The organism is Polaribacter sp. IC066, from assembly GCF_007997085.1.
Classification (GTDB): Bacteria; Bacteroidota; Bacteroidia; order Flavobacteriales; family Flavobacteriaceae; genus Polaribacter.
Window position 1 is genome coordinate 66,693 of the sequence record NZ_VORR01000006.1, and the last position, 24,463, is coordinate 91,155.

The window sequence follows — 24,463 nt, forward strand, 5'->3', positions numbered from 1 at the left end:
CCTGCAAGATTAAAAGAAAGACCTTGCAGGATAAATTTTATTTTGAAAATAAAAAAGAACTATTCATCTTCCTCTTTATATTCATAGTACAAAAAGTCATTGTAAGGAAAACGTTGAATATGAATTTTCTTTACTTCTTCGTACGTTTTTTCTTTAAAATCTTCTAAATTTTCTTTGTTTAAAGCAGAAATAAAAATAGATTCTACATCATAATCATTCATCCACGTTTTTTCCCAATCTTGCAATGTATAATGCTCTTTTCCTTTTTCGGTAACAAGATCGTCTTCATCAATCGTTTCATGCTTATACGCATCAATCTTATTAAAGACCATTACAGTTGGTTTATCTGCACACTTAATATCATTTAAAACAGTATTTACCGAAGCTATATGATCTTCAAAATTAGGATGTGCAATATCTACTACATGCAGTAATAAATCTGCTTCTCTAACTTCGTCTAATGTAGATTTAAAAGATTCTACCAATTGCGTTGGTAACTTTCTAATAAACCCAACAGTATCTGTCATTAAAAATGGAAGATTCTTAATGACCACTTTTCTAACAGTGGTATCTAAGGTTGCAAAAAGCTTGTCTTCTGCAAAGACATCACTCTTACTAATAACGTTCATTAAAGTAGATTTACCAACATTGGTATAACCAACCAAAGCAACTCTCACCATTTGCCCACGGTTTTTACGTTGCGTAGCCATTTGCTTATCAATCGTTTTCAATTTCTTTTTTAGGAGAAAAATCCTATCGTTAATAATACGTCTATCGGTTTCTATTTCTGTTTCACCCGGTCCACGCATTCCAATTCCCCCTTTTTGTTTATCCAAGTGAGTCCAAAGACGTGTTAAACGTGGCAATAAATATTGATGTTGCGCTAATTCTACCTGTGTTCTTGCAGAACTAGATTGCGCTCTTTGTGCAAAAATATCTAATATTAAATTGGTTCTATCTAAAATTTTACAATCTAAAACCTTTTCTATATTACGTAATTGCCCTGGTGACAACTCATCATCAAAAATTGCAGTTCCTATATTATGGGTTTCTATATATGCTTTTACCTCTTCTAATTTACCCGTTCCTAAAAAAGTTTTAGGGTTCGGTTTCTCCATCTTCTGTACAAAACGTTTTTCGACTACGCCGCCAGCAGTTTCCGTTAAAAATTCTAATTCATCCAAATATTCTTCAGATTGAGTTTCATCTTGCTGCTGTGTGATTACACCAATTAAAACTGCCTTTTCTGATATTGCTTCTTTCTGTTCTATCATACATTACAAAGATAAAAAGAAAGTTGACACCAAAACTGTTTTTTGATGCCAACTAAATTAATCAACCAAAACTAATCTTAACAAAAATTTTATATAAAATCTACTTTACCAGTAGCCATGTTATACACTGCTGCTACTATTTTTATCTTTCCTTCTTTCTCTAAACTTGCCATTTTAGGAGATGCAGTTCTAATATCTAATACCGTTTTTAACGCATTATTATGAATTACTTCATTCATATATCGTACGTTTCCAGAGGAAATTTCACCTGTTTCTGGTACTATATTTGCCATAGAAGGTTTTATTTCATCTAAAAGATTTTGCAACGCAATCATATCCATAGCAGCAGCATCTGTATTATCTATGGCGTGTTTTACTGCACCGCATGAAGTATGCCCCATTACAATAACCACTTTAGATCCTGCAACTGCGGTAGCAAACTCCATAGACCCGACAATATCTTTGTTTTCGATATTACCAGCAACTCTAGCAACAAATACATCTCCAATTCCTAAATCGAAAACATCTTCTACTGGCACTCTACTATCTACACAAGATAATACAATGGCTTGCGGGTATTGCCCAATCATAGCCAACCTTCTTTGTGATGAATGATCTCTTTGTGTTAAATTATTACTTACAAAGTTTTCATTTCCTTTTTTAAGTCTTCCAATAATTTCATCTGGACTCATTTTTAACTGCTCTTCAGCTGTTAAAATACTTCTTATTGGCGTTTGACTAACCACTTCGATATTAGATGCCGATGCATCTGTCTTTTTATCTGTTACACAAGCTGTAACGGATAAAGCTACTGCTAAAATTCCTAAATACTTTACACTGTTTTTCATGAGCAAATAATTTAATTTAATGTTTAATTGTTATTGTTAAAAATTGTGATGCATACTGAACTGCAATTGTCCTTTACTCCAAGCATTTGTCGTTTGGTTCATCCAACCCATTTGAAACCTCACTTTTTTGTTTAAGACATATCCCAAACCGAAATATGTTCTATTTCTATCGAATAATTCTACATTTCTATTACCACCAATATTTCTTTCTCCATTCATAAAAAGCTCGTTATAGAAAGCACCGTAAATAGTTTTAGGAACCGCTAAACTTTTGCTATTAAAAGGAACATTTACAAATAAATTATAACGGTAACGGGTTCTAAAATCTTGACTTTCTACAAAACGTTGTTCATATCTAAAACGATGTGTAATTAGGAAACGCCTTGCTATTGTTTGCTGTATTAAAGCTTCTTGATAAATTCTATTTTCGTTTGATGTTTCATCAGAATCGCCAAACTGCCCTGTTGTAATATTAGCAACACCCAATGTAAACATGATACCAGAATCTTTAGGAGTGTATGTAAGACCAGATCTTAATAAAAGTTGTTCAGTGTCTCCTAAAACCTGCCAATCTCTATACTGGAAATCTCCTTGAATTCCCCATTGAGAATCTTTAAACTGATGATTGTAAAAATACATATACCAGGCTCCTGTTTGATTTTCATCTACTTGAGAATACACTTTAAAAACTGAAGCATACGCCACAAATAAATATATAAAATATTTCATGTTCTTTATATTTTTGATAAAGATACGAAAGTAATACTATTGTAAAAGTGTGCAAAACTTTTTTAACCGTATTTTAACAATTAGTTACACTAATTTTAATCCAAAAAAAACCCTAACATACGTTGGGTTTTTTTTAATTAATTCAAATTTTTTTAATTTTATCTTTTTTTCATATTGCTTCCATTTAATTTATAAGAACCTCTATAAATACTAGCACATAGTTTTGAAACAACTTTTATTAAATTAACTTTAAAGAGGCTACTAGTTTTGTGCGTATTGCTTTTTAATAGACAGAAAATTTCTGTTTTTCTCTCTCTCATATTTCTAATTTCTGCTAGTTACTGAAATGCCACCGAAAAAAAAAGTTGACATCAAAAATATTTTTTGATGCCAACTAAATTAATCAACCAAAACTAACTTTAATGAAAAACTTTGCATGAATTCTTTGCGAAAATACACGCTTAATTATTATTACTGCAAATATAAAAGTAATACTATTAATAAAGAGGGTAAAACTTATTTTTAACGTTACTTTAACAATTGAATTCTTATAGCTTTAAACCCAAAAAAAAAATCTCAATACAAATTGAGATTTTTTTTTAATTCAAATTTTAAACTTTTAGTTTTTATTCATACAATTATTATTTAATTTATATTTTATATGCGCCAAAATTATAAATACATTCTCTTAAATAAGTTAAATGAACGTTAACTCAACAATATTTTTAAGAGCTACAGCTACCACACTATTTTATGACTTTTATCAAAAACAAAAATTATGCTTCCATCGATTTCAGCTTCCCATAAACAGAAAAATCTTACGACTATTGCTTTTTATAATGTAGAAAATTTATTTGATACTGTTAACGATCCTAAAACTGCTGATGAGGATTTTACACCAAAAGGTAAAAATAAATGGACTCCTAAACGCTATGCTGTAAAAATTAGAAAATTGGGTTCGGTCATCTCTCAATTAGGGGTAAACCGCACCACCAATTTGCCAACAATTGCTGGCTTGGTAGAAGTTGAAAATGCTAAAGTAGTATCTGATTTAACCAACTCATCTTATTTAAAAAAACATCATTATGGTTATGTGCATCACGATTCTCCTGACGAACGCGGTATAGATGTTGCGCTTTTGTACAGCAAAGTAGCTTTTGAACTATTAGATTCTACCACCTATCCTACTTTTTTAGAAAATAATAAAGGAGCAAGAGATTATACAAGAGACGTTTTAAAAGTAAGCGGAAATTTACATGGAGAGTTGGTACATATTTTAGTAAATCATTGGTCTTCTAGACGAGAAGGAACAGCAGAAACTGAACATAAAAGAATTGCAGCAGCAGAAACAAATAGAAACATTATTAATATCATTAAAGAAAAAGAAATGAACCCTAAAATTATTATTATTATTATTATTATGGGCGATTTTAACGACGACCCGCAAAGTAAAAGTGTTTATGAGTATCTAGTGAAGGATGATTTTTTTAACCCTATGGAGAGCCTACTCGATAGCGAAAAATCAGGATCGTTAACCTATAAAGGAAAGTGGAATTTATTTGACCAAATAATTTTTTCTAAAAACTTTCTCGAAAAAGAAGACCATGGACTCTATTTTAAACACACCGAAGTCTTTAATAAAAAATGGTTAAAAATATTTAAAGGGAAACTAAAAGGAAGTTCTTTTAGAACCTATATTGGTCCTTGGTATCAAGGCGGATTTTCTGATTATTTTCCTGTTTATGCATTTTTAGAAAAAAAAGTACAAATACCTTATTATTAAAATACTCGCATGCAATTGTGCTTTATAGCGCTATCAATAGATCACAAATTTAGAGGTAACTTTTGGGCACCATCTATCATAACAACAAAAGCATTCTTTACTTAACCGAAGGTTTCCTATAAATTATATTAATCTTCTTCCTCAATGTATTAATAAGCTGTAATAATTTTATATTTAAATTATTCAGAAGTCTATTGGGCAAAATATATATAAATTCCGATTACAATAACACAAACTGCAATACCCGTAACTTTTAAGTATTTCCAAGGTGTAATATCTACTTGTTTTGTGTAGACTTGTTTATAAGCCACTGCTCTTGGTTTAAATTTACCTATAAGCAACATGATAACAATGTTTAGCACAAATAATATTGCCATTACGTGCAAAAAATGCGGATAATTTTCTTCGCCAACCATAGGTTTTAATATAAATTGACTAATTATATATAAAATAGAGCCAGAAATTACACCAACTTTTGCAGCAATTGCAGGCACATATTTTGTTAAATAACCCACAACAATTATTGTTAAGATAGGTATACTATAAATACCATTTACTTCTTGTAAATAACCAAATAAACCGTCTGAAGCATAAATTAGTAAAGGAGCAATACACATAGAAATAATGGCTAACCCAATTCCAAACTTTTTACCCGCCCAAACCACTTGTTTTTCTGATGCTTCTTTGTTTATATAAGATTGATATATATCGATACCAAATAAAGTTACAGAGCTATTTAATGCCGAATTAAATGAACTCAAAATAGCACCAAATAAAACCGCTGCAAAAAAACCAACTAAATACTCTGGTAAAACTTTAGTAACCAACATTGGGTAGGCTTCATCCGGATTTTCTAAAGTATCACCAAACATATGATAGGCAATAATACCAGGAAGCACTACAATTAAAGGACCTAATATTTTTATAAACGAAGCTAATAATAGTCCTTTCTGACCTTCTTTTAAGTTTTTTGCGCCTAATGCCCTTTGAATAATAGCTTGGTTTGTTCCCCAATAAAATAATTGTACCAACATCATCCCTGTAAAAATAGTTGCAAAAGGAATAGAGGATTCTGGCCCTCCTATCGAATTAAATTTTTCTGGATTTGTATTAATTAAAGTAGCTATACCGTCAGAAACGCTTCCATCTCCAATAGCCATTAATCCAAAAAACGGAATTAATAAACCCCCGATTAAAAGACCAACAGCATTGATTAAATCAGAAACTGCTACCGCTTTTAATCCTCCAAAAATGGCATAAATAGAACCGATAATTCCGATGCCCCATACGGTAATCCAAAGCGCAGTATTTTTAGAAACCCCTAATAACTCTGGCACACTAAACATAGAGTTGATCGCTAATGCTCCAGAATATAAAACAATCGGCAATAAAATAACAGCGTACCCAGTTAAGAATAAACCAGACGTGATGGTCTTAGTCATTTTATCATATCTTCTTTCTAAAAATTGAGGAACAGTCGTAATTCCGCCTTTTAAGTATCTTGGCAATAAAAAAACCGCCGTAATAACCATTGCAATTGCAGCCAAAGTTTCCCAAGCCATTACGAGAATTCCTTCTTTATAAGCTGCTCCGTTTAAACCCACAATTTGTTCTGTAGATAAATTGGTCAGCAATAAAGAACCTGCAATAACAACACCTGTTAAACTTCTTCCACCTAAAAAATATCCATCAGAAGAATCTTCATCTGTATTTCTTGTTTTTAAATACGCAATAACTGCCACAAGAATTGTAAAGCCGAGGAATGTAATAATTTGCATGTTTTTTTATTTGGTTGATTGATTATAATTTGGCGATAGACTCGCAAATCTAAATAATATTAGATAGACTTGGGGGTATTAATCGATCAAATATAGGGATCAAGTAATACTAAATAGTCATTTCAGATTACCAGACTAAAACTAAAAGCTTCATCATTAGGAAAACAAGAATAATTTATTTTTTATAAATGGTTATGACTAAAATGCAAGTAACTACCCCCCTTGTACCCACCCTTGTATAGCAGAATTTTTCATAAACCATCGCAACAAGTAGTACCTTAACCCTAATGAATATTGTTTTAATTCATTGTTTAATGTGATCATACTGTTCCGTATTTAGCATGAAAACAAGTTGGAGTTTATATTTTATTACATTTTTGCCAGATAAAGGAAACAATCTTTACTTTTAGAGCCAAGAACCAAGACTAGACTACAACTATCTTAAAATCAGACAACCAACAAGAATATATTTTTAATTTCGAAATTAATTCTAAAAAATAAGTGAAAACCCATTATTTTAAAGTGGTTTGTGAACTTCTACTATTTTTAGTCGGACGCTAATGATTTCTTTGAGTTACACCAAAATAAGCTGAAATTTCATTTTAATCTGCTGAATTCAAAAACATAAAATTACAAATCATCTTTATCAAATAAAATCTAACTTCTTAAAAGATTTATTTAAAATAGATGCATCATCTGCCTGAAGCCATTTGTCTAAAATAGTTGAGTAGATAGACCTAAAGTCTACCGTGTATTTTACGTCGCCATTCGCATCTAAACTCAATAAATTAGCAGCTTCATTATAAAAACCTTTTTTCTTTAAATTTACGCCCATGATAAAAACATTATTTGCGGCCCCATGATCTGTACCTCCTGCAGCATTTTGCTGCACTCTTCTGCCAAATTCTGAAAAAGTTAAAATTAACGTATCCTTAAAAGTATCGCTTTTCTTTAAATCATTTATAAATATCTCTATAGATTCACTATATGTTGTTAGCAATTTACTGTGCCTATTTACCTGGTTTGCATGCGTATCAAAACCGCCCATAGAAGCGTAATACACTTTGGTGTTTAAACCAGAATTAATAAACTCTGCGGCTGTTTTTAACTGTTTTCCAAAAGGATTATTCGGATATTCGAAATTACTTTTATAGGTTTTTGAAGTTTCATAAATATACTTTGCAGATGACTTTGCTTCAATCATCGTTTTATATAAATATCCTAAATTATGCTCGCTCAAATGTTCTGCTGTTTGTTGTTTTAAAACTTTCTTAAAAAAAGGAGTATTCGTATTACCAAATAAAATCTTTGGATTTTTTGTGGCGATTCCATTCATATTTTCTCCTTTCATAAGTAACGAGAGGCTATCGTCTAACTCAATACCAGCATACGGATTTTTACCATATTTCTCTATAAATCTGCCAACCCAACCTGAATTTATATATTCATCTGAATTACCTGCTGTCTGCCAAATATCTGTAGACCTAAAATGAGATCTATTCGGATTCGGATATCCTACATTGTTAATTATTGAAAGGTATCCCTGATCATATAAATTTTTTAAAGGCGCTAAATTTTGATGAAAACCTAGCATATCTGTAGCTTTTATTACATCATTTTTAGAAATCGAAAGCTTTGGTCTATTTCTATAATAAATATCATTTGTATAAGGGATAATAGTATTTAAACCGTCATTTCCACCCGATAACTGAATAATTACTAGTTTTTTATGTTGAGACGTATTTTTTGATATATTCTCGAAAGCTTTTACAAAATTCGGAACAAAAAAAAGACTGCTTGCTAAGGTGCTTTGTTTTAAAAAATCTCTTCTTTCCATAGTTTTAGATTAACAAAGTTGATATTCTGGAATTGACATTAACTGAACGCAAAAATTTCTATTCGATTTTATCTGTAAACTTTCTAAAAAGGCCTCTGTATCTTTATCTAATTTTGAAAGCACTAATAGATTTGTTAACTGACTCGCATTCCGTTCTTTATTTTCGACATCAAATACCTCCCAATTTTTGGTGGTTTTAATAAATTTATTGCTGTTTTTTGTCTTTTGATAATACTTTTCAAATGAATCTTCAAAGGCTCCTTTTTCCTCTAAATTAATTACTGCATTATTCAAGATTAAAGAAGCCAATTTCATTCTAAACATTAATGTATTGGCATCTATCCAACTTTTTCCACCCTTCCAACCCGCAACATTTGTAGGATATAAAAGTGTTTGTCCCATCATTTTCTGCAAATAAATTAATTGCTGTTCTTTGTGAAAAGTTACGGGCACTACTTTTTGAATACCTACTAATAATTCTAAAGGAGATTTTATCTTAACACCAATGTTTTCTTCATTATAAAACCAATTCGACTTGAAAATATATTCCATTAAATTACCAATATTATAATCTTTATAAAATACTGCTGTAATTTCTTCTAGTCTTTTTTTATCGATTTTAGGATTAATAAAGTAGGTGTAAATCTTATCACAAATAAATCGAGCACATTGCTTTTGTTCTAAAATAATATCAATGATATCATCACCATCAAAGTTTCCTGTTTTTCCTAAAAAAGTTTTTTCTTTAAAATCATGTTGCTTTTCTTTTACATAAAAATCACCGTTTCTCTTAAATGACCAGCCCGTAAAAGCCCTTGCGGCCTCTTTAACATCCTGTTCTGTGTAATTACCCAATCCTAAAGTAAAAAGTTCCATTAATTCTCTTGCAAAATTCTCATTAGGCTTTCTTTTTACATTTTGTCGGTTATTTAAATATTTACTCATAGAGGGTTCTCTAGCAATCGCTTTTACAAAATTTCTAAAATCTCCAAGAGCGTGTTGTCTTAAAATATTATTATATCGTTGGATAAAAAAAATATCATTGTCTCTACAAACGAATACGTTTGACCAAAACAACGTCATTTTTTCTCTTAATAGCGCAGTAGGTTGACGCAGTCTCTCTATCCAAGCATAATTTAATGCCTTTACTTTTCTCTGTTGTTTACGCTTTAGTTCTTGTAACTCTAGCGCTGTAAATTGTTCTTTGAGTTCTTTATTAGATTTAAACTTAACTTCTAAAAACTCTGAAAGATCTAACTGAAGAGGTTCATATGTATTAGATTGAAGCAACAATTTAGAAACAATTTTAGATTTAGGTTCCGATTTTAAATGTGTTATTTCTTTCGCGCCAATACCGAAACTAGCACGCCAATATAAATGTTGAAGATGTTTTTGCTTCATAATCTCATAATTATATGATTTAGACAAAAAAAAAGATAAATAGTTTAAAATAGCACGCAAAAACAAATACTAACTCTCGCACTCTAACTATATATAAATCTATTAGAAAATAAAATTAGGAAAAAATTCCCTAAAAAGGAGAATAATATATCCACCATCAAATTGAAGTAAAAAAAGAAAGCTTGTATGAAAAAAAATATAGTGTAAATAAAAAAAGGACTGATAAATCAGTCCTTTTTTACAATTTATAAATCCCCCAACTTATAAATGTTGATTATAATAATACAAAGAAAGGATTAGAATTAACATTTATTTACTTAAATTCGATTAAACATAGGTTTTCAATAGACGAACGACGCAAAATCTTCGTTTAACAGCGAGTAACATTATAATAAATTTAACATTTTCATCAATTCACTTTTATTTGACCTACTTACAGGTATCACTTCTTTTCTAATTAAAATTGTATTATACCCAATATCTATAATTTATAAAATATTGATAATAAAAGATTTATTTACTTTAAAAATGAATCTAAATGCAATTTATCTTCGATTTTTCTTAAAGTAGAATGGACCATATAATTTTTATTTTCTATTTTCATATTTATATAATCTCCTTTTGCTTCAATTAAATAAATACTTGGTATACTTACTTTTACAAGTCTTCTGTCTACATTTACATAAATAAAGTCTTTCTTTCTTTTAATTTCTGATTTAGATTCTATTACATTAGATAAGGGGTTTAACCTATCTAAAGATTTCTGAAATCTGTCTTTTGTAATTGGTTTCACCAAATAATCTACCACATTATTATACTCAAAACCCTGTAATACAAGCTCTTTATCTGAAGTGGTTAAAACTATTCTTGGTGGGTTTTTTAATGTTTAAATAAAATCAAAACCCGAAAAGTAGGTATATGAATATCTAAATACACTAAATCAACTTTAGTTGTATTTAAATACTTTTTTGCGTCTATTGCGGATGAAAATTCTTCTAGAACATTTATTTGTTCCGATTTTAAGCAATGCTGTCTTGTTATTAACCTTGCTGTTGGGTCATCATCTATTATTATACAGTCTATTTTTATAAATCGATGTACTACTTAATCGTATAAATAAATACGAATTTTTTATAAAATTTCTATAAAATTATTGTGTAAATCTGTGTTTCCTAATTTTAAAGCTATTTCATAAACAGAATCTATTTCTAATCCTTTATGCAAACTCAACAAACTTATTTTATGTTTTATTTTATGCACGCTATTAGAAGCCTCTGTGTAACTTTGTTCTTTAAAGCTTTTATTATACCGCTCAGCCTCACCAAGAAACTCTTCCCTAATAATGGTTAAAATATTATTTTCAAATTCAAGATCGTCTCCTGATATTTCTTTGATAAAAGATGAGTAAGGCTTCTCCCTTAAAAATATACTAGCGTTGTTTATCAACAGATATAAAAGGACAAATATTAATTAAATATTTTTCAGGTAATACGTACCCTAAATAACAGACTTACTTTTCCCCAATATTCTAAAACAGTAACCACTTTATTAATATATTCTGAATATTTTAACGGTTTTTTAAAGCAACCCGAAACACCCAACCTATAACACCTTTCTAAATCACTTTTACTTTCTGATGTAGGCATGATTACTACTGGAATATATTTAAATTTTGGATTACTTCTTAACGCTACCAGAAACTGAAATCCATACATCCTAGGCATATTTAAATCAGAAACAATCAAATCAAAAGAAACTTTATAATCTTCTAGAAGTTTTAGAGCATTCTCTCCATTAATTGCTTCAAGAATAATACTTTCGAAATCAAATTTCTGGCAAACTTTCTTAAACTTTAAGCGTTCAATTTTATCATCATCCACTAAAAGTATTGAAAGGGATTTCATTCTAGTTGTTTTTAGTTATCAACAAAAATGTAACAAATTGTATTATTCTACTTAGTTATTAGATCAGTCTTTTAAAAACCTCCTTAAATTGTAAATTTTGGTAGATAGCTTGTTTACTTCTAAATACTTATCTGTCTATCAATCTGTTGATCTAAAGATATAAAAGTTTCTGTTCTAGAGACCCCTTTTATGTTTTGTATATCTTTGTTTAAGAGCTGCATTAAATCTTCGTTATTTTTGCACAAAATCTTAATGAAAATTGCGTAATTCCCAGTGGTATAGTGACTTTCTACCACTTCCGGAATTTCTTTTAATCTTTTAACTGCAGATGTATATAAGCTAGATGATTCTAAAAAAACGCCAACAAAAGCAGTTGTGGTATATCCTAAAGATTTAGGATTAATAACCATTCTATACCCATCTATGAGTTCAGATTTTTCTAGTTTTCTTAAACGTTGATGAATTGCCGCTCCAGAGATACCAACTTCTCTTGCGATACTCAACACAGGAGTTCTTGCGTCTTTTACGAGTCTTTTAATGATAATTTTATCAATTCCGTCAATTTTCATACTGATGCTATTTTAGCATAAATATAAAAAAATAGAGAATACAAAAGTGTATTCTCTATTTTTAATATCATTTTAAAACTAAAAAAAGTATTTATGCTTTCATTTCAAAGTCTTCCATAAATTTGGTTGTGTAGTTTCCAGACACATAATCTGGGTGCTCCATTAACTGTCTATGAAAAGGAATTGTAGTTTTAACACCTTCAATCACAAACTCATCTAAAGCTCTTTTCATCTTATTAATGGCTTCTTCTCTTGTTTGCGCAGTTACAATTAACTTGGCAATCATAGAATCGTAGTTTGGTGGAATCATATATCCTGCATACACATGTGTATCCATTCTAACTCCGTGGCCTCCTGGCGCATGAAAAGTAGTTATTCTTCCTGGCGCTGGTCTAAAATTATTATGTGGATCTTCTGCATTAATTCTACATTCTATAGAATGCAATTGCGGATAATAGTTTTTACCAGAAATCGGTACACCAGCTGCCACTAAAATTTGTTCGCGAATTAAATCATAATTCACAACTTCTTCAGTGATAGGATGCTCTACTTGAATACGTGTATTCATCTCCATAAAGTAGAAATTTCTATGTTTATCAACCAAAAATTCTACAGTACCAGCACCTTCATATTTAATAAATTCAGCTGCTTTTACAGCAGAGTTACCCATATTTTCTCTCAATTCATCGGTCATAAAAGGAGAAGGTGTTTCTTCTGTTAACTTTTGATGACGTCTTTGAACAGAACAATCTCTTTCTGACAAATGACATGCTTTACCGTAAGAATCTCCTACAATCTGAATTTCTATATGTCTTGGCTCTTCAATAAGCTTTTCCATATACATATCATTATTACCAAAAGCAGCTTTACTTTCTTGTCTTGCAGAATCCCAAGCGTCTTTTAAGTTTTCAGGTTTCCAAACAGCACGCATTCCTTTACCGCCGCCACCTGCAGAAGCTTTTAACATTACAGGATACCCTGTTTCTACAGCTAATTTTTCACACTCTTCAAAATCAGCAATAATTCCTTCAGAACCTGGAACGCAAGGAACACCAGCCCTTTTCATTGTTGCTTTTGCATTTGCTTTATCTCCCATTTGGTCGATCATTTTACCCGTAGCACCAATAAATTTAATGTTATGCTCTTCGCATAAATTAGAAAATTTAGCGTTTTCCGATAAAAATCCATAACCAGGATGTATTGCATCTGCATTTGTAATTTCTGCGGCAGATATAATATTAGACATTTTTAAATAAGATTCAGAACTTGCTGGTGGCCCAATACAAACTGCTTCATCTGCAAATCTAACATGTAAACTTTCTGCATCTGCGGTAGAATATACCGCCACAGTTTTTATGCCCATTTCTTTACAGGTTCTTATTACACGTAGTGCAATTTCGCCTCTGTTGGCAATCAATATTTTTTTAAACATAGTATAAGAGTTTTTAGTTACGAGTTTTGAGTTATGAGTTAGAAAATCTAATATCTAAACTCCAAAATCTATACTCTATCTATTAAGATGGATCTACTAAAAATAGAGGTTGATCAAACTCTACTGGAGAAGAATCATCCACTAAAACCTTTACAATTTTGCCTGAAACTTCAGACTCAATTTCATTAAATAATTTCATCGCCTCAATCACACAAACAGTATCACCAACATTAATGTCTGTGCCAACTTCTACAAAACTTGGTTTATCGGGAGAAGCTTTTCTATAAAAAGTACCAATAATTGGGGACTTTACCGTGATGTATTTAGCATCAGCACTTTCTTCTTCTTTTGCAGGTGGCGTAGGCTCTGCCATAGATTGTGCAAATGTCGCTGGCGCCGCTTGTGGCATACCTGCCATAGGTGCAGCTTGTACAATTGTAGTTTCTGTTTTCCCCGAACCGGTTTTAATTGTAATCTTTATATCTTCCATTTCTAACTTTACCTCGCTAGCGCCAGATTTTGCTACAAATTTTATAAGATTTTGAATCTCCTTAATATCCATATTTCTTATTATTTATTTATTATTTTTTTGAATTATATGCCCATTTTAAATAAATAGCGCCCCAAGTAAAACCGCCACCAAATGCGGCAAAAATTAAATTATCTCCTTTTTTAAGTTGGTCTTCATAATCGGCTAATAAAAGAGGTAACGTAGCAGATGTTGTATTTCCATAATTTTGGATATTCATCATTACTTTTTCTGGAGCAACCCCAACTCTTTTTGCTGTTGCTTCAATAATTCGTTTATTTGCTTGATGTGGCACTAACCACTGAATATCTTCTTCGGTAAGGTTGTTTCTTGTCAACATTTTTTCTGATACATCTGCCATATTTGAAACTGCATATTTAAAAACAGTTTTTCCTTCTTGATACACAAAATGTCTTTTCTCTTTTACAGTCTCTAAAGTTGTTGGCATCATAGATCCTCCTGCTTCAATTCTTAAGAAATCTCTTCCTATGCCATCACTCCTTAAATATTCGTCTTGCAAACCTAAACCTTCATTGTTTGGTTCAAATATCGCAGCTCCTGCTCCATCACCAAAAATAATACACGTTGCTCTATCTTTATAATCTATAATTGATGACATTTTATCTGCACCAATTAACAAAATTTTCTTGTATCTACCAGATTCTATATAACTTGCGGCCGTAGACATTCCGAATAAAAAACTAGAGCACGCAGCCTGCAAATCGTATGCAAATGCATTTACTGCCCCAATTTCTGTAGCCACATGAGCAGCCGTAGAGGCTACTTGTAAATCTGGTGTTGCCGTTCCAACAATCACTAAATCTATATCTTCTGCTTTTAAGTTTGATCTTTGAAATAAATCTTCAGCAGCTTTTATTGCCATATAAGAAGTCCCTAAACCCTTACCCTTAAGAATTCTTCTTTCTTTAATACCTGTTCTACTGGTAATCCACTCATCATTTGTATCTACATAGGTTTCTAATTCCTTGTTGGTTAAAATGTAATCAGGAACATATTTTCCTACTGCTGTTATTGCTGCAGAGATTCTTGTCATAATTAAGGTTTAGTTTCTAAAATTTAGAATAGTCAAAAGTAGTGAAAATTATTTCACGTTTTGCTGTAATTTAACTCTAAAGAGTAGTAATTTAACTTAAAAGCGTAAAAAAACCCTCAAGATTGAGGGTTTTTACGTCTTTTAAAAAAGAGGTCTTTATACCTCTGCTGCTGCAGATTCTAAAACAATTTGACCTCTGTAATATAGTTTTCCTTCGTGCCAATGAGCTCTATGGTATAAATGAGATTCACCAGTTGTAGGATCTGTAGCAATCTGTTGATATGATGCTTTATAATGTGTTCTCCTTTTATCTCTTCTTGTTTTGGATATTTTTCTTTTAGGATGCGCCATTTTATGTCTTTTTTTCTGTTATTAAATTCTTTAATTTATCCCATCTTGGGTCTGTAGTTTCTACAGCTTTTACTTTCTTTATCTCTAATTCTCTCAATTTATTTAAGGCTTCAGATTCCATAGTGCCATCTAATACTTTTGGATGAACTCTTTTATTAGGAACTGCTAAAACAATCATTTCATAAATAAACTGCGCAACATTCAGTTCATAAGCTTCATGAGAAATCACTAAAATTTCTTCATTCTCATTATTAAATTCTGGACCAAACTTTACGACTAACGGTAATTCTGATTTTATTTCTTGATCAAATAACTCATTGGTTACATCACAAGGAACTTCAACAGAACCTTCAGCAGTAAAAACTAGCTCAAATAATGTGCTTTTTTTCACGAATGTTAATAAAACTTTTATAGATGAATTTACATACTCATCAAAATTAAAAGCTTCAAAGAACTTATTATCAATTGAGTATTTAAACTCATGTTTACCTTCTTTTAATCCTACAAATGCTATGCTGAATTCTTTCAAGTCTTTCATTATCAAACATCAATTGAGCGGGCAAAGATACAAAAAAATGTATTTCTGCAACATATTATATAAAAAAAAGAACATTCTTTAATTTTATTTTAAAACCAATGGGTTTTTTGTCAATTCTTTGTACTCTTTTCTAGTTTTAAAAACCGCTATTGCGGTAAACAAAGCTTCTACAAAAGAAGACGAATTTGCCGTGTTTTTCCCTGCAATATCATAGCCTGTGCCATGATCTGGAGACGTTCTAATATGACTTAAGCCTGCTGTAAAATTTACTCCTTTACCAAAAGACAAGGCTTTAAAAGGCGCTAAACCTTGATCGTGATAAGTTGCTAAAACCCCATCAAATTGCTTAAAAGTTTCCGAACCAAAAAATCCATCTGCCGCATAAGGCCCAAAAACAAGCTTGCCTGTTTCTTTTATTTCTTCAATTGTTGGTCGTATAATGGTGTCATCTTCTTCGCCAATAACTCCTTTATCTCCACAATGCGGATTCAAAGATAAAACAGCAATTTTTGGTTTGTCAATTCCGAAATCTTGCTTTAAAGACAAATACATTGTCTCCACTTTGCTCTTAATTAATTCTGGAGTAATCGATTCTGCAACTTTAGCAATAGGAATATGACCCGTAATTAAACCAATTCGCAATTTATCTGTCATTAGAATCATTAAGCTCTTCCCTTCTAAATTCGCCTCTAAATACTCTGTATGGCCAGGGAAATTAAACGTATCCGATTGTATATTTTCTTTGTTGATGGGCGCTGTAATTAGCACATCAATCTTGTTTTCTTTTAAATGTGCGACTCCAGAAGCTAAAGATTTTGCGGCATACTCCCCAGAAATCTTCGTTGCTTTTCCTAATTCAATCGCAACATCTTCTTTCCAGATATTTAGAATATTAATTTTTGTATGATTTATTTGCTCAATTGAAGTGATTCCGTGAACAGGAGTTTCTATTCCTAGCGCTTTTTTATGATAAGAAATCGTCTTTGTTGCTCCAAAAAGTACTGGCGTACAAAAGTCCAACATTCGTTTGTCTTCAAATGTTTTTAAAATTACTTCAATACCAATTCCGTTTAAATCTCCTATTGAAATTCCTACGATTATTTTATCAGATTTATCCATAGATCTCTTGTAATATCACTATTTTTGTTGTGTACAAAAGTAACCAAATTTTAGAGATATGTTTACAGGAATTATAGAAACACTTGGCGTAGTGAAAAATGTTGTAAAAGAGCAAGGAAATGTTCATTTAACAATTAAGTGTAACATTACTAATGAACTAAAAATTGACCAAAGTGTGGCTCATAATGGCGTTTGTTTAACAGTGGTTGACATCAAAAATGATGAGTACACCGTAACTGCGATTAAAGAGACAATAGACAAAACCAATACTGGAAAATTAAAAATAGCCGATATTATAAATCTAGAACGCGCTATGAAATTGGGCGACAGATTAGACGGCCATATGGTTCAAGGGCATGTTGATGAAACTGGAATTTGCACCAACATGAAAGACGAAAACGGAAGTACCGTTTGTACTTTTAAATATACCTCTAGCAAAGATAACATCACCATAGAAAAAGGTTCCATTACTATTAATGGCATCAGTTTAACGGTTGTAGACTCTAAAAAAGATGAATTTAGTGTTGCCATTATTCCTTATACTTGGGAACATACTACTTTTAAAACCTTGCAAGTTAATGATGTTGTAAATTTAGAATTTGATGTTATTGGGAAATATGTTGCGAGATTGACGGCTTACAATAATTAAAACTTTAAAAACAAAAGGAATTTTAAATGGCAACGAAACCTAGAATTAAATACTGTGAAATTTGTAAAAAAGATTTCTCAACGATGTATAGAATTCAACATAAGTTGCCAAAAAAATGGATTTTTGCTTGTAAAGAGTGCTTATTAAATTTAAAAAAAGAAAATCCAAATTATGTTTATGGTGGTACTTGGAAAAAATAATTGTACCTAAACCGTCTCCTCTTTCTTATGTTTTATTAGACAGTATTTTGCGAGATTGACAAATGTTTAGATTTTGTTTCTTTTATTATGCTTTTAAAAATGTATTATTCATAAAGGTTGTCACGCTTCAAGCATCCCACTTTATGTACAAATTGCGTGAGATTCTTTCAGAATAAAAAAGTGTGTAGAAAAACCCTAAACCGTATCTTCCTTTTTATGCAAAAACCGCGTCAATTTCATAGAAAGGTCTAATAAGATAATTTTAGCGTTTCCGTTTCTTTCGATATGATACATCGCTTCGTTAAGTTCTTTTTCGATGTCTAAAATATTTCCTGAATGTACAAAAGGCGCAAATTTAGACAAATCAAAACCTGATTTAGACTCCATAAAAACCAATTGATCAGACTTATAGTTCATTAATAACGCTTGTCGAAAGAATTGCAAACAATATTCTAAAAATCGTTTTTGGGTTTCTCTACCTGTTTTTGAAATTGTTTCTGACCAAGAAATTAACTGTTGCACCACCGCCGCATTTCCTTTCGCTCTAAAAGCTGTTCTTATCCAAGCAATAAACCATTCTTCAAAAACTAAATCAGCAGCATCATTTTGCAATAAATGAAGTGCTTTGTTAAAATTACCTTCCGCTTGATGTGCAATAGCATTGGCTTCATTTTCTGCAATTTGATGATTTACAATCAAAGCATTTGCAATATCTTCTTCAGATAATCTCGGAAAATGTAATGCTTGGCATCTTGATTGAATCGTATTTATAATCTGCTCTTCATTTTCTGTAATCAGTAAAAAAACCGTTTTTTGAGGCGGTTCCTCAATGAGTTTTAATAATTTATTAGCCGATGCACTATTCATTTTTTCTGCCATCCAAATAATCATCACCTTAAAACCACCTTCGTAACTTTTTAGCTTTAATTTTTTTACAACAGCTTCGGCCTCATCAACACCAATTAAACCTTGTTTGTTTTCTACACCAATATGTTGCAACCAATTAAATAAACTTCCGTAAGGTTGCGCGGCTATAAACTCTCGCCAATCTTGTAAAAACAGATTACTTACCGCATGTTTTTTTACAGAATCGTTTGTGGTTACTGGAAATGCAAAATGCAAATCTGGATGCTGTAATTTATCGCACTTTATATTGCAAGCATCTTTATTATCAGAAAAATTACACAATAAAAATTGTGCATAGGCAATTGCCATTGGCAGCGTCCCACAACCTTCTTTGCCGATAAATAATTGTGCATGCGGAATCCTGCCGTTTTCCGCAGAAGTTTGCAAATGTTTTTTAATGTGTTCTTGACCTATAATTTGGTTGAAAAGCATGCACAAATATAAAGTTTTAGAAAGTTGTTCTTCTAAAATTTTAGTACTTTTATCTCATATTTCAAAAATAAAATCATGAAAAAAATACTTCAAATAGGAAATGGAATTGCTTTTGTCTCTGTCGTTTTTATAAATTACCTCTCTAATACAGGTCTTTTAAACAACACAACGATTGGCGAAATATCTAGAGATTTAAACTCTTTATTTACACCAGCTGGTTATGCTTTTTCAATTTGGGGGCTTATTTATTTGTTGTTATTAGGTTTTGCCATTTACCAAGGAAGGAGTTTGTTTGTAAAAGTTAAAAATGACGATTTTGTTGAAAAAACGGGTATCTGGTTCATTCTTTCTTGTGTTGCAAACGCTGCCTGGATTTTCTGTTGGATTTATGAATACACCGGTCTTTCTTGTATTTTTATCTTTCTCTTACTATTTTCTTTGCTTAAAATTGTTTGGAATAATAAAATGGAACTTTGGGACGCACCTTTTTCTGTAATTTTATTTCTTTGGTGGCCATTCGTAATTTATAGTGGTTGGGTTACTGTAGCGAGCATCGCCAATGTTTCTTCGTATTTAGTGAAAATTGATTGGAACGGATTCGGAATTTCCGCAGAAATTTGGACCTTGATCATGATTGTAATTGCCACCGCGATAAATTTAAGCATCACCTGGAAAAGAAATATGAGAGAATTTGCTTTGGTTGGCGCTTGGGCTTTAATTGCTATTGGAGTTGCGAATAATAACGATAATAGTATGATTGCTAATTCGGCATTTTTTACTGCTGCTATTTTAATCATTAGCAGTGCTGCACACGCATTTAAAAACCGAAGTACAAATCCTGTTAAAAAAATGATATAATAAACATCTTCAATGCGGATAGTCGGGATATTAACTCCAAAATCCCGTTAAATACTGAAACAAGCCTGCCCGACAGGCAGGTTCAACTTTCAATTTTGAAATTATAACTTCGCTATTTTTCAGGATTGAGTTTCACTCAAAAAAAATAGTTTCTTTTGTTTGATGGTTTTGCACATTAAATATTTCACAAAAACTTCAGTACGCAAACGTTAACTTAACTTTTCAATTTTCAATTTCATTAACCATAAATAAAAAAGTATTTTTGTTGAAAATACATCTAAAAATGAAAACATTAAACGATTTTAATTTCGAAAATAAAAAAGCAATCATTCGCGTAGATTTTAACGTGCCTTTAAATGATAAATTTGAAGTTACAGATGCTACTAGAATTGAAGCTGCAAAGTCTACTATTATTAAGGTTTTAGAAGATGGAGGAAGTTGTGTTTTAATGTCGCATTTAGGCAGACCAAAAGGGGGTGTAAATGATGCATTTTCTTTGAAACATATTGTTGCAAAAGTGAAAGAAATTATTGGCGTAAATGTAAAATTTGCCGAAGACTGCATTGGCACTAAAGCAGAGGAGGCTGTTGCCAATTTAGAAGATGGCGAAATTTTATTATTAGAAAACCTTCGTTTTCATGCAGAAGAAGAAAAAGGGGATGTTGCTTTTGCTGAAAAACTATCTAAATTAGGTGATATTTATGTGAATGATGCTTTCGGCACTGCTCACAGAGCGCATGCATCGACTACCATTATTGCTCAATTTTTTGAAGACAACAAATGCTTTGGAAACTTACTAGCAAGAGAAATTGAAAGTATCGATAAAGTGTTAAATAATTCTGAAAGACCGGTTTTGGCTATTTTAGGAGGTGCAAAAGTATCCTCTAAAATTACCGTAATTGAAAATATTTTAGACAAAGTAGATCATTTAATTATTGGTGGTGGAATGAGTTTTACCTTCGTGAAAGCACAAGGCGGAAAAATTGGGAACTCTATTTGTGAAGATGATAAAATGGAATTAGCGCTTGAAATTTTAAAACAAGCAAAAGCTAAAAATGTACAAATTCATATTCCTGTTGATGTTGTTGCTGCGGATGATTTTAGCAATGATGCAAATACTAAAATTTGTGATATTAATGAAATTCCTGACGGATGGGAAGGCGTTGATGCAGGACCAAAATCAAGAGAAATTTTTGATGGTGTTGTAAACCAATGTAAAACGATTTTATGGAACGGACCTTTAGGTGTTTTTGAAATGGAATCTTTTGCTGCCGGTACCATTGCACTTGGTCATTCTATTGACAAAGCAACCAAAAACGGCGCATTTTCTTTAGTTGGTGGTGGAGATTCTGTTGCTGCTGTAAAACAATTTGGTTTTGCTGATAAAGTAAGTTATGTTTCTACCGGTGGTGGCGCAATGCTAGAAATGTTAGAAGGAAAAAATTTACCAGGGATTGAAGCGATTCTTAAATAATTTTAGCTTTGTTGAATTGTGTAACTGTTTAATTGTTGGATGGTTTATAGAACTTTAGAACTTTATTTAAAGTTTTAAGAAAAATATAAGCGTGTAATTTTTATTAATTGCACGTTTTTTGTTTTGATTGAATTATAACGTTGTCACTTCGACCTTTTTGGGAGAAGTCTCATAAAGTAGTTAACTTACTATTGAGCAAGTTCATGAGATTTCTCTTAAAATCGAAATGACAAAATTGTATAAAATAAAATTCTGTGTAATTTTTTGAGAAACTTAAAACTGTGTAATTTTTACTAACTTTATTTTTTAATGAAGCAATATGCGTTAAGGATTGAGCAATTGTTTGAGCTCTTTTTTATGCCAAACTCGATTCAATATCTTTTGTAAACAATACATAAACTTTGACAAATCACAGATGCTGAAATAAATTCAGCATAAAAAAAGCGAGTGTGAAAGCCTGACCTTTAGGGAACGCCCAAATAATGGAAAATTAAAAATTAATTTGATTTTTAAGTTAGTGGCAGAAAACTTTAACAAAACCCTTAAAAGTAAATTATCTGTTAAAAGCAGTCGTTTTATTCTTTTACTAAACTTTAAGTTTTTAATTTTGCTTTTAAACTTTCTGTCAATTAAACGATTACACAAATCAACAATTACCCATCAAAAAAAAATGAAATACACAACTTTACCAAATACCGATATCAAAGTTTCTAAAATTTGTTTAGGAACCATGACTTGGGGAAATCAGAACACACAAGAAGAAGCCTTTGAACAAATGGATTATGCATTAGCACAAGGTGTAAACTTTTTTGATGTTGCAGAATTGTATCCGGTTCCTGCTAATCCAGAAACCTATGCAGAAACTGAAAGAATTATAGGTCGTTGGTTTCAAAAAACAGGGAACAGAAGCAAAGTTGTTTTAGCTACTAAAATTGCTGGTGGTGGAGATTATACTGCACATATTAGAAAAGGTGGCTTTAACAAACAAAATATTATAGATGCGGTTGAAGAAAGTTTAAAACGTTTGCAAACAGACTATTTAGATTTATATCAATTGCATTGGCCAGATCGTGGTGTAAATTGTTTTGGGGTAAGAGATTATCCTTATAAAACAGCAGCAAGAGAAGCAGAAAAACATTTAGAAATTCTAGAAACTTTAAACGATTTCGTGAAAGCGGGTACTATAAAAGCTATTGGTTTGTCTAATGAAACTCCTTGGGGAACCATGAAATATTTGCAAACCGCAGATGCGCACAATTTAGCAAGACCATCTACGATTCAGAATTCGTATTCTATGATTCATAGAGCTTATGAATACGGAATGTCTGAAGTTTCTATGAGAGAAAACATTGGTTTACTCGCATATTCTCCGCTAGCACAGGGTGTTTTATCTGGTAAATATTTAAATGGGAATTTACCAGAAGGCGCAAGAGGAACTTTATTTCCGCGTTTTATTGCGCGTTATATGGGAGATGGTTCTTTAGAAGCCGTAAAAAGATATGAAGCGATTGCAAAGAAAAATGGAATTACATTATCGGAAATGTCGTTAGCGTTTATAAACCAATTGCCCTTTGTAACTAGTAATATTATTGGGGCTACAAAGTTGAGTCAGTTAAAAGAAAATATCAATTCTATAAATGTTGAATTATCCGAAGAAACTTTAAAAGAAATTGAGGCAGTTCATAAGGAAATTCCGAATCCTGCTCCTTAATTAAGTAGGCAGTATTCAGTTAGCAATATCAAAAAAATCCAAAGTAATTCTTTTACTTTGGATTTTTTGTTTGAGGTCTTAACTATATATTCTTGTTACATGAAAATATCAAAAACTTATAAAACTAGTTTCGTTTAATGAGTAATATAGTATAAAAATTCTCCAAAATCTTGGCCACTATTGTAGATTGATCCAATTGTAAAAAGAACCAAACTTATTATTAAAGTTAAATTAATGATTGCTTTTTCTTTTATGGATAATGTTTGATATTTTGTGATAGCTTTATCAATAAAAAATTCAGTCTCTTTAGTTTTCATAATTTTAATTTTTCTATTAATTATTCGCTTTTAAAAACTTTAGATTCGAAGATTTCAAAAATCTCTTCTCTACTAACAATTTTATTGCTCTAATCTTGTTCCATCAAAAATAACAAACCTAAATCTTCTTTTTGCTCTAAAGTTAAATTTTTTAATGGTTCTTTCTTTTTTAAGAATTCATCCATACTCTCTTTCATGATATCTTTTTTACACAATTTTCTTTCAGTTGATATTCTTCGCCACTTTCTTTACAAATCGAAAAACCATCCGCATTAAAATTTAATTTATGCCCATATTCACTAACCCAGCCAATTTGTTTTGACGGATTCCCAACAACTAAAGCATACGGCAACACTTCTTTTGTAACCACCGAACCAGCACCAATAAAAGCAAATTCGCCAATATTATTACCACAAACAATGGTTGCATTTGCTCCAATACTTGCGCCTTTTTTTACAATCGTTTTTAAATATTCATTTTTTCTGTTGATGGCACTTCTCGGATTGATCACGTTTGTAAAAACCATTGACGGACCTAAAAACACATCATCTTCACAAATAACACCTGTATAAATAGAAACATTATTTTGCACTTTTACATTTCTCCCTAAAATAACTTCTGGAGAAACCACCACATTCTGACCTAAATTACAAGATTCACCAATACTACAATTAGACATGATATGGCTAAAGTGCCAAATTTTTGTTCCTTTTCCTATTTGACAATTATGATCGATAACTGCGGTTTCGTGAGCGAAATAATCCATATAA

At 31.3% G+C, this 24,463-nt stretch carries 23 protein-coding genes and 1 pseudogene; 5 read left to right on the top strand and 19 right to left on the bottom strand.

Annotation, left to right across the window (positions count from 1 at the left end; genetic code table 11):
* Window positions 1–59: 59 nt before the first annotated feature.
* The 3 genes from hflX to ES044_RS03195 all read right to left on the bottom strand — a co-directional run bounded on the left by hflX (window position 60) and on the right by ES044_RS03195 (window position 2,851).
* Window positions 60–1,274 carry a GTPase HflX gene (gene hflX / locus ES044_RS03185; RefSeq protein WP_147119669.1) on the bottom strand — a complete coding sequence of 405 codons (1,215 nt, stop codon included), beginning with the start codon at window positions 1,272–1,274 and terminating at the stop codon, window positions 60–62.
* An 89-nt stretch (window positions 1,275–1,363) separates the two neighbouring features.
* Entirely contained in the window at window positions 1,364–2,122 is a 759-nt protein-coding gene (locus tag ES044_RS03190) for a carbonic anhydrase family protein (protein WP_147119670.1), read from the bottom strand.
* A gap of 36 nt (window positions 2,123–2,158) precedes the next feature.
* Window positions 2,159–2,851 (bottom strand): DUF2490 domain-containing protein, encoded by a 693-nt coding sequence (locus tag ES044_RS03195; protein WP_147119671.1) that lies wholly within the window; start codon window positions 2,849–2,851, stop codon window positions 2,159–2,161.
* 778 nt (window positions 2,852–3,629) lie between these two features.
* Between ES044_RS03195 and ES044_RS03200 the strand changes: the two genes are divergently transcribed.
* Window positions 3,630–4,634, top strand: a complete 1,005-nt coding sequence (locus tag ES044_RS03200; RefSeq protein WP_147186883.1) for an endonuclease — start codon at window positions 3,630–3,632, stop codon at window positions 4,632–4,634.
* 191 nt (window positions 4,635–4,825) lie between these two features.
* Here ES044_RS03200 and ES044_RS03205 read toward each other — a convergent pair whose 3' ends face one another.
* From ES044_RS03205 to pdxA, 13 genes and pseudogenes are all read right to left on the bottom strand, one after another.
* Window positions 4,826–6,412, bottom strand: coding sequence for a solute:sodium symporter family transporter (locus tag ES044_RS03205; RefSeq protein ID WP_147119673.1), 1,587 nt, complete (start codon window positions 6,410–6,412; stop codon window positions 4,826–4,828).
* A 646-nt stretch (window positions 6,413–7,058) separates the two neighbouring features.
* A complete protein-coding gene (locus tag ES044_RS03210; RefSeq protein WP_147119674.1) occupies window positions 7,059–8,249 on the bottom strand; it encodes a DUF1501 domain-containing protein in 1,191 nt (396 codons plus the stop codon).
* 9 nt (window positions 8,250–8,258) lie between these two features.
* Entirely contained in the window at window positions 8,259–9,650 is a 1,392-nt protein-coding gene (locus ES044_RS03215; protein WP_147119675.1) for a DUF1800 family protein, read from the bottom strand.
* Between the two features lie 386 nt (window positions 9,651–10,036).
* Window positions 10,037–10,733: pseudogene (locus ES044_RS19425) on the bottom strand (LytR/AlgR family response regulator transcription factor).
* A 48-nt stretch (window positions 10,734–10,781) separates the two neighbouring features.
* On the bottom strand, window positions 10,782–11,096 hold the full coding sequence (locus ES044_RS03225) for an Hpt domain-containing protein (protein WP_147119676.1): 315 nt from the start codon (window positions 11,094–11,096) through the stop codon (window positions 10,782–10,784).
* Between the two features lie 35 nt (window positions 11,097–11,131).
* On the bottom strand, window positions 11,132–11,554 hold the full coding sequence (locus tag ES044_RS03230) for a response regulator (protein WP_147119677.1): 423 nt from the start codon (window positions 11,552–11,554) through the stop codon (window positions 11,132–11,134).
* Window positions 11,555–11,673: 119 nt separating this feature from the next.
* Entirely contained in the window at window positions 11,674–12,123 is a 450-nt protein-coding gene (locus tag ES044_RS03235) for an Lrp/AsnC ligand binding domain-containing protein (protein ID WP_147119678.1), read from the bottom strand.
* A 91-nt stretch (window positions 12,124–12,214) separates the two neighbouring features.
* Window positions 12,215–13,555 carry an acetyl-CoA carboxylase biotin carboxylase subunit gene (accC, locus tag ES044_RS03240; RefSeq protein WP_147119679.1) on the bottom strand — a complete coding sequence of 447 codons (1,341 nt, stop codon included), beginning with the start codon at window positions 13,553–13,555 and terminating at the stop codon, window positions 12,215–12,217.
* A gap of 82 nt (window positions 13,556–13,637) precedes the next feature.
* On the bottom strand, window positions 13,638–14,117 hold the full coding sequence (gene accB, locus ES044_RS03245) for an acetyl-CoA carboxylase biotin carboxyl carrier protein (protein WP_147119680.1): 480 nt from the start codon (window positions 14,115–14,117) through the stop codon (window positions 13,638–13,640).
* Between the two features lie 19 nt (window positions 14,118–14,136).
* Window positions 14,137–15,138, bottom strand: coding sequence for a beta-ketoacyl-ACP synthase III (locus tag ES044_RS03250; protein ID WP_147119681.1), 1,002 nt, complete (start codon window positions 15,136–15,138; stop codon window positions 14,137–14,139).
* Window positions 15,139–15,294: 156 nt separating this feature from the next.
* A complete protein-coding gene (gene rpmF, locus ES044_RS03255) occupies window positions 15,295–15,489 on the bottom strand; it encodes a 50S ribosomal protein L32 (RefSeq protein ID WP_147119682.1) in 195 nt (64 codons plus the stop codon).
* A gap of 1 nt (window position 15,490) precedes the next feature.
* Window positions 15,491–16,027, bottom strand: coding sequence for a YceD family protein (locus ES044_RS03260; RefSeq protein WP_147119683.1), 537 nt, complete (start codon window positions 16,025–16,027; stop codon window positions 15,491–15,493).
* An 84-nt stretch (window positions 16,028–16,111) separates the two neighbouring features.
* Window positions 16,112–17,146, bottom strand: coding sequence for a 4-hydroxythreonine-4-phosphate dehydrogenase PdxA (pdxA, locus tag ES044_RS03265; RefSeq protein WP_147119684.1), 1,035 nt, complete (start codon window positions 17,144–17,146; stop codon window positions 16,112–16,114).
* Window positions 17,147–17,204: 58 nt separating this feature from the next.
* On the opposite strand from pdxA, the gene ES044_RS03270 reads away from it, so the two are divergent.
* On the top strand, window positions 17,205–17,795 hold the full coding sequence (locus tag ES044_RS03270; RefSeq protein WP_147119685.1) for a riboflavin synthase: 591 nt from the start codon (window positions 17,205–17,207) through the stop codon (window positions 17,793–17,795).
* A gap of 395 nt (window positions 17,796–18,190) precedes the next feature.
* On the opposite strand, the gene ES044_RS03275 is transcribed toward ES044_RS03270, so the two are convergent.
* Window positions 18,191–19,333, bottom strand: a complete 1,143-nt coding sequence (locus ES044_RS03275; protein WP_147119686.1) for an ATP-binding protein — start codon at window positions 19,331–19,333, stop codon at window positions 18,191–18,193.
* A 75-nt stretch (window positions 19,334–19,408) separates the two neighbouring features.
* On the opposite strand from ES044_RS03275, the gene ES044_RS03280 reads away from it, so the two are divergent.
* The 3 genes from ES044_RS03280 (at window position 19,409) to ES044_RS03290 (ending at window position 23,376) form a co-directional block, all read left to right on the top strand.
* Window positions 19,409–20,191: a tryptophan-rich sensory protein gene (locus ES044_RS03280; protein WP_147119687.1), complete on the top strand. Its 783-nt coding sequence runs from the start codon at window positions 19,409–19,411 to the stop codon at window positions 20,189–20,191.
* Between the two features lie 283 nt (window positions 20,192–20,474).
* The gene (locus ES044_RS03285) at window positions 20,475–21,665 is read left to right on the top strand and encodes a phosphoglycerate kinase (RefSeq protein WP_147119688.1); all 1,191 of its coding nucleotides are present in this window, start codon (window positions 20,475–20,477) and stop codon (window positions 21,663–21,665) included.
* 670 nt (window positions 21,666–22,335) lie between these two features.
* Window positions 22,336–23,376 (top strand): aldo/keto reductase, encoded by a 1,041-nt coding sequence (locus ES044_RS03290; protein WP_147119689.1) that lies wholly within the window; start codon window positions 22,336–22,338, stop codon window positions 23,374–23,376.
* A 134-nt stretch (window positions 23,377–23,510) separates the two neighbouring features.
* Here ES044_RS03290 and ES044_RS03295 read toward each other — a convergent pair whose 3' ends face one another.
* Window positions 23,511–23,693, bottom strand: a complete 183-nt coding sequence (locus ES044_RS03295; protein WP_147119690.1) for a hypothetical protein — start codon at window positions 23,691–23,693, stop codon at window positions 23,511–23,513.
* A gap of 193 nt (window positions 23,694–23,886) precedes the next feature.
* Window positions 23,887–24,459 (bottom strand): acyltransferase, encoded by a 573-nt coding sequence (locus tag ES044_RS03300; RefSeq protein ID WP_147119691.1) that lies wholly within the window; start codon window positions 24,457–24,459, stop codon window positions 23,887–23,889.
* Between the last annotated feature and the right edge of the window lie 4 nt (window positions 24,460–24,463).

Bases quoted from the DNA above. Each gene is read 5' to 3' on its own strand.
- ES044_RS03275 (WP_147119686.1), bottom strand. From the start codon at position 19,333: ATGCTTTTCAACCAAATTATAGGTCAAGAACACATTAAAAAACATTTG.
- ES044_RS03295 (WP_147119690.1), bottom strand. From the start codon at position 23,693: ATGAAAACTAAAGAGACTGAATTTTTTATTGATAAAGCTATCACAAAA.
- ES044_RS03280 (WP_147119687.1), top strand. From the start codon at position 19,409: ATGAAAAAAATACTTCAAATAGGAAATGGAATTGCTTTTGTCTCTGTC.
- ES044_RS03300 (WP_147119691.1), bottom strand. From the start codon at position 24,459: ATGGATTATTTCGCTCACGAAACCGCAGTTATCGATCATAATTGTCAA.
- ES044_RS03270 (WP_147119685.1), top strand. From the start codon at position 17,205: ATGTTTACAGGAATTATAGAAACACTTGGCGTAGTGAAAAATGTTGTA.
- ES044_RS03285 (WP_147119688.1), top strand. From the start codon at position 20,475: ATGAAAACATTAAACGATTTTAATTTCGAAAATAAAAAAGCAATCATT.
- pdxA (WP_147119684.1), bottom strand. From the start codon at position 17,146: ATGGATAAATCTGATAAAATAATCGTAGGAATTTCAATAGGAGATTTA.
- hflX (WP_147119669.1), bottom strand. From the start codon at position 1,274: ATGATAGAACAGAAAGAAGCAATATCAGAAAAGGCAGTTTTAATTGGT.
- rpmF (WP_147119682.1), bottom strand. From the start codon at position 15,489: ATGGCGCATCCTAAAAGAAAAATATCCAAAACAAGAAGAGATAAAAGG.
- ES044_RS03190 (WP_147119670.1), bottom strand. From the start codon at position 2,122: ATGAAAAACAGTGTAAAGTATTTAGGAATTTTAGCAGTAGCTTTATCC.
- ES044_RS03195 (WP_147119671.1), bottom strand. From the start codon at position 2,851: ATGAAATATTTTATATATTTATTTGTGGCGTATGCTTCAGTTTTTAAA.
- ES044_RS03200 (WP_147186883.1), top strand. From the start codon at position 3,630: ATGCTTCCATCGATTTCAGCTTCCCATAAACAGAAAAATCTTACGACT.
- ES044_RS03250 (WP_147119681.1), bottom strand. From the start codon at position 15,138: ATGACAAGAATCTCTGCAGCAATAACAGCAGTAGGAAAATATGTTCCT.
- ES044_RS03210 (WP_147119674.1), bottom strand. From the start codon at position 8,249: ATGGAAAGAAGAGATTTTTTAAAACAAAGCACCTTAGCAAGCAGTCTT.
- accB (WP_147119680.1), bottom strand. From the start codon at position 14,117: ATGGATATTAAGGAGATTCAAAATCTTATAAAATTTGTAGCAAAATCT.
- ES044_RS03290 (WP_147119689.1), top strand. From the start codon at position 22,336: ATGAAATACACAACTTTACCAAATACCGATATCAAAGTTTCTAAAATT.
- ES044_RS03215 (WP_147119675.1), bottom strand. From the start codon at position 9,650: ATGAAGCAAAAACATCTTCAACATTTATATTGGCGTGCTAGTTTCGGT.
- accC (WP_147119679.1), bottom strand. From the start codon at position 13,555: ATGTTTAAAAAAATATTGATTGCCAACAGAGGCGAAATTGCACTACGT.
- ES044_RS03260 (WP_147119683.1), bottom strand. From the start codon at position 16,027: ATGAAAGACTTGAAAGAATTCAGCATAGCATTTGTAGGATTAAAAGAA.
- ES044_RS03230 (WP_147119677.1), bottom strand. From the start codon at position 11,554: ATGAAATCCCTTTCAATACTTTTAGTGGATGATGATAAAATTGAACGC.
- ES044_RS03235 (WP_147119678.1), bottom strand. From the start codon at position 12,123: ATGAAAATTGACGGAATTGATAAAATTATCATTAAAAGACTCGTAAAA.
- ES044_RS03205 (WP_147119673.1), bottom strand. From the start codon at position 6,412: ATGCAAATTATTACATTCCTCGGCTTTACAATTCTTGTGGCAGTTATT.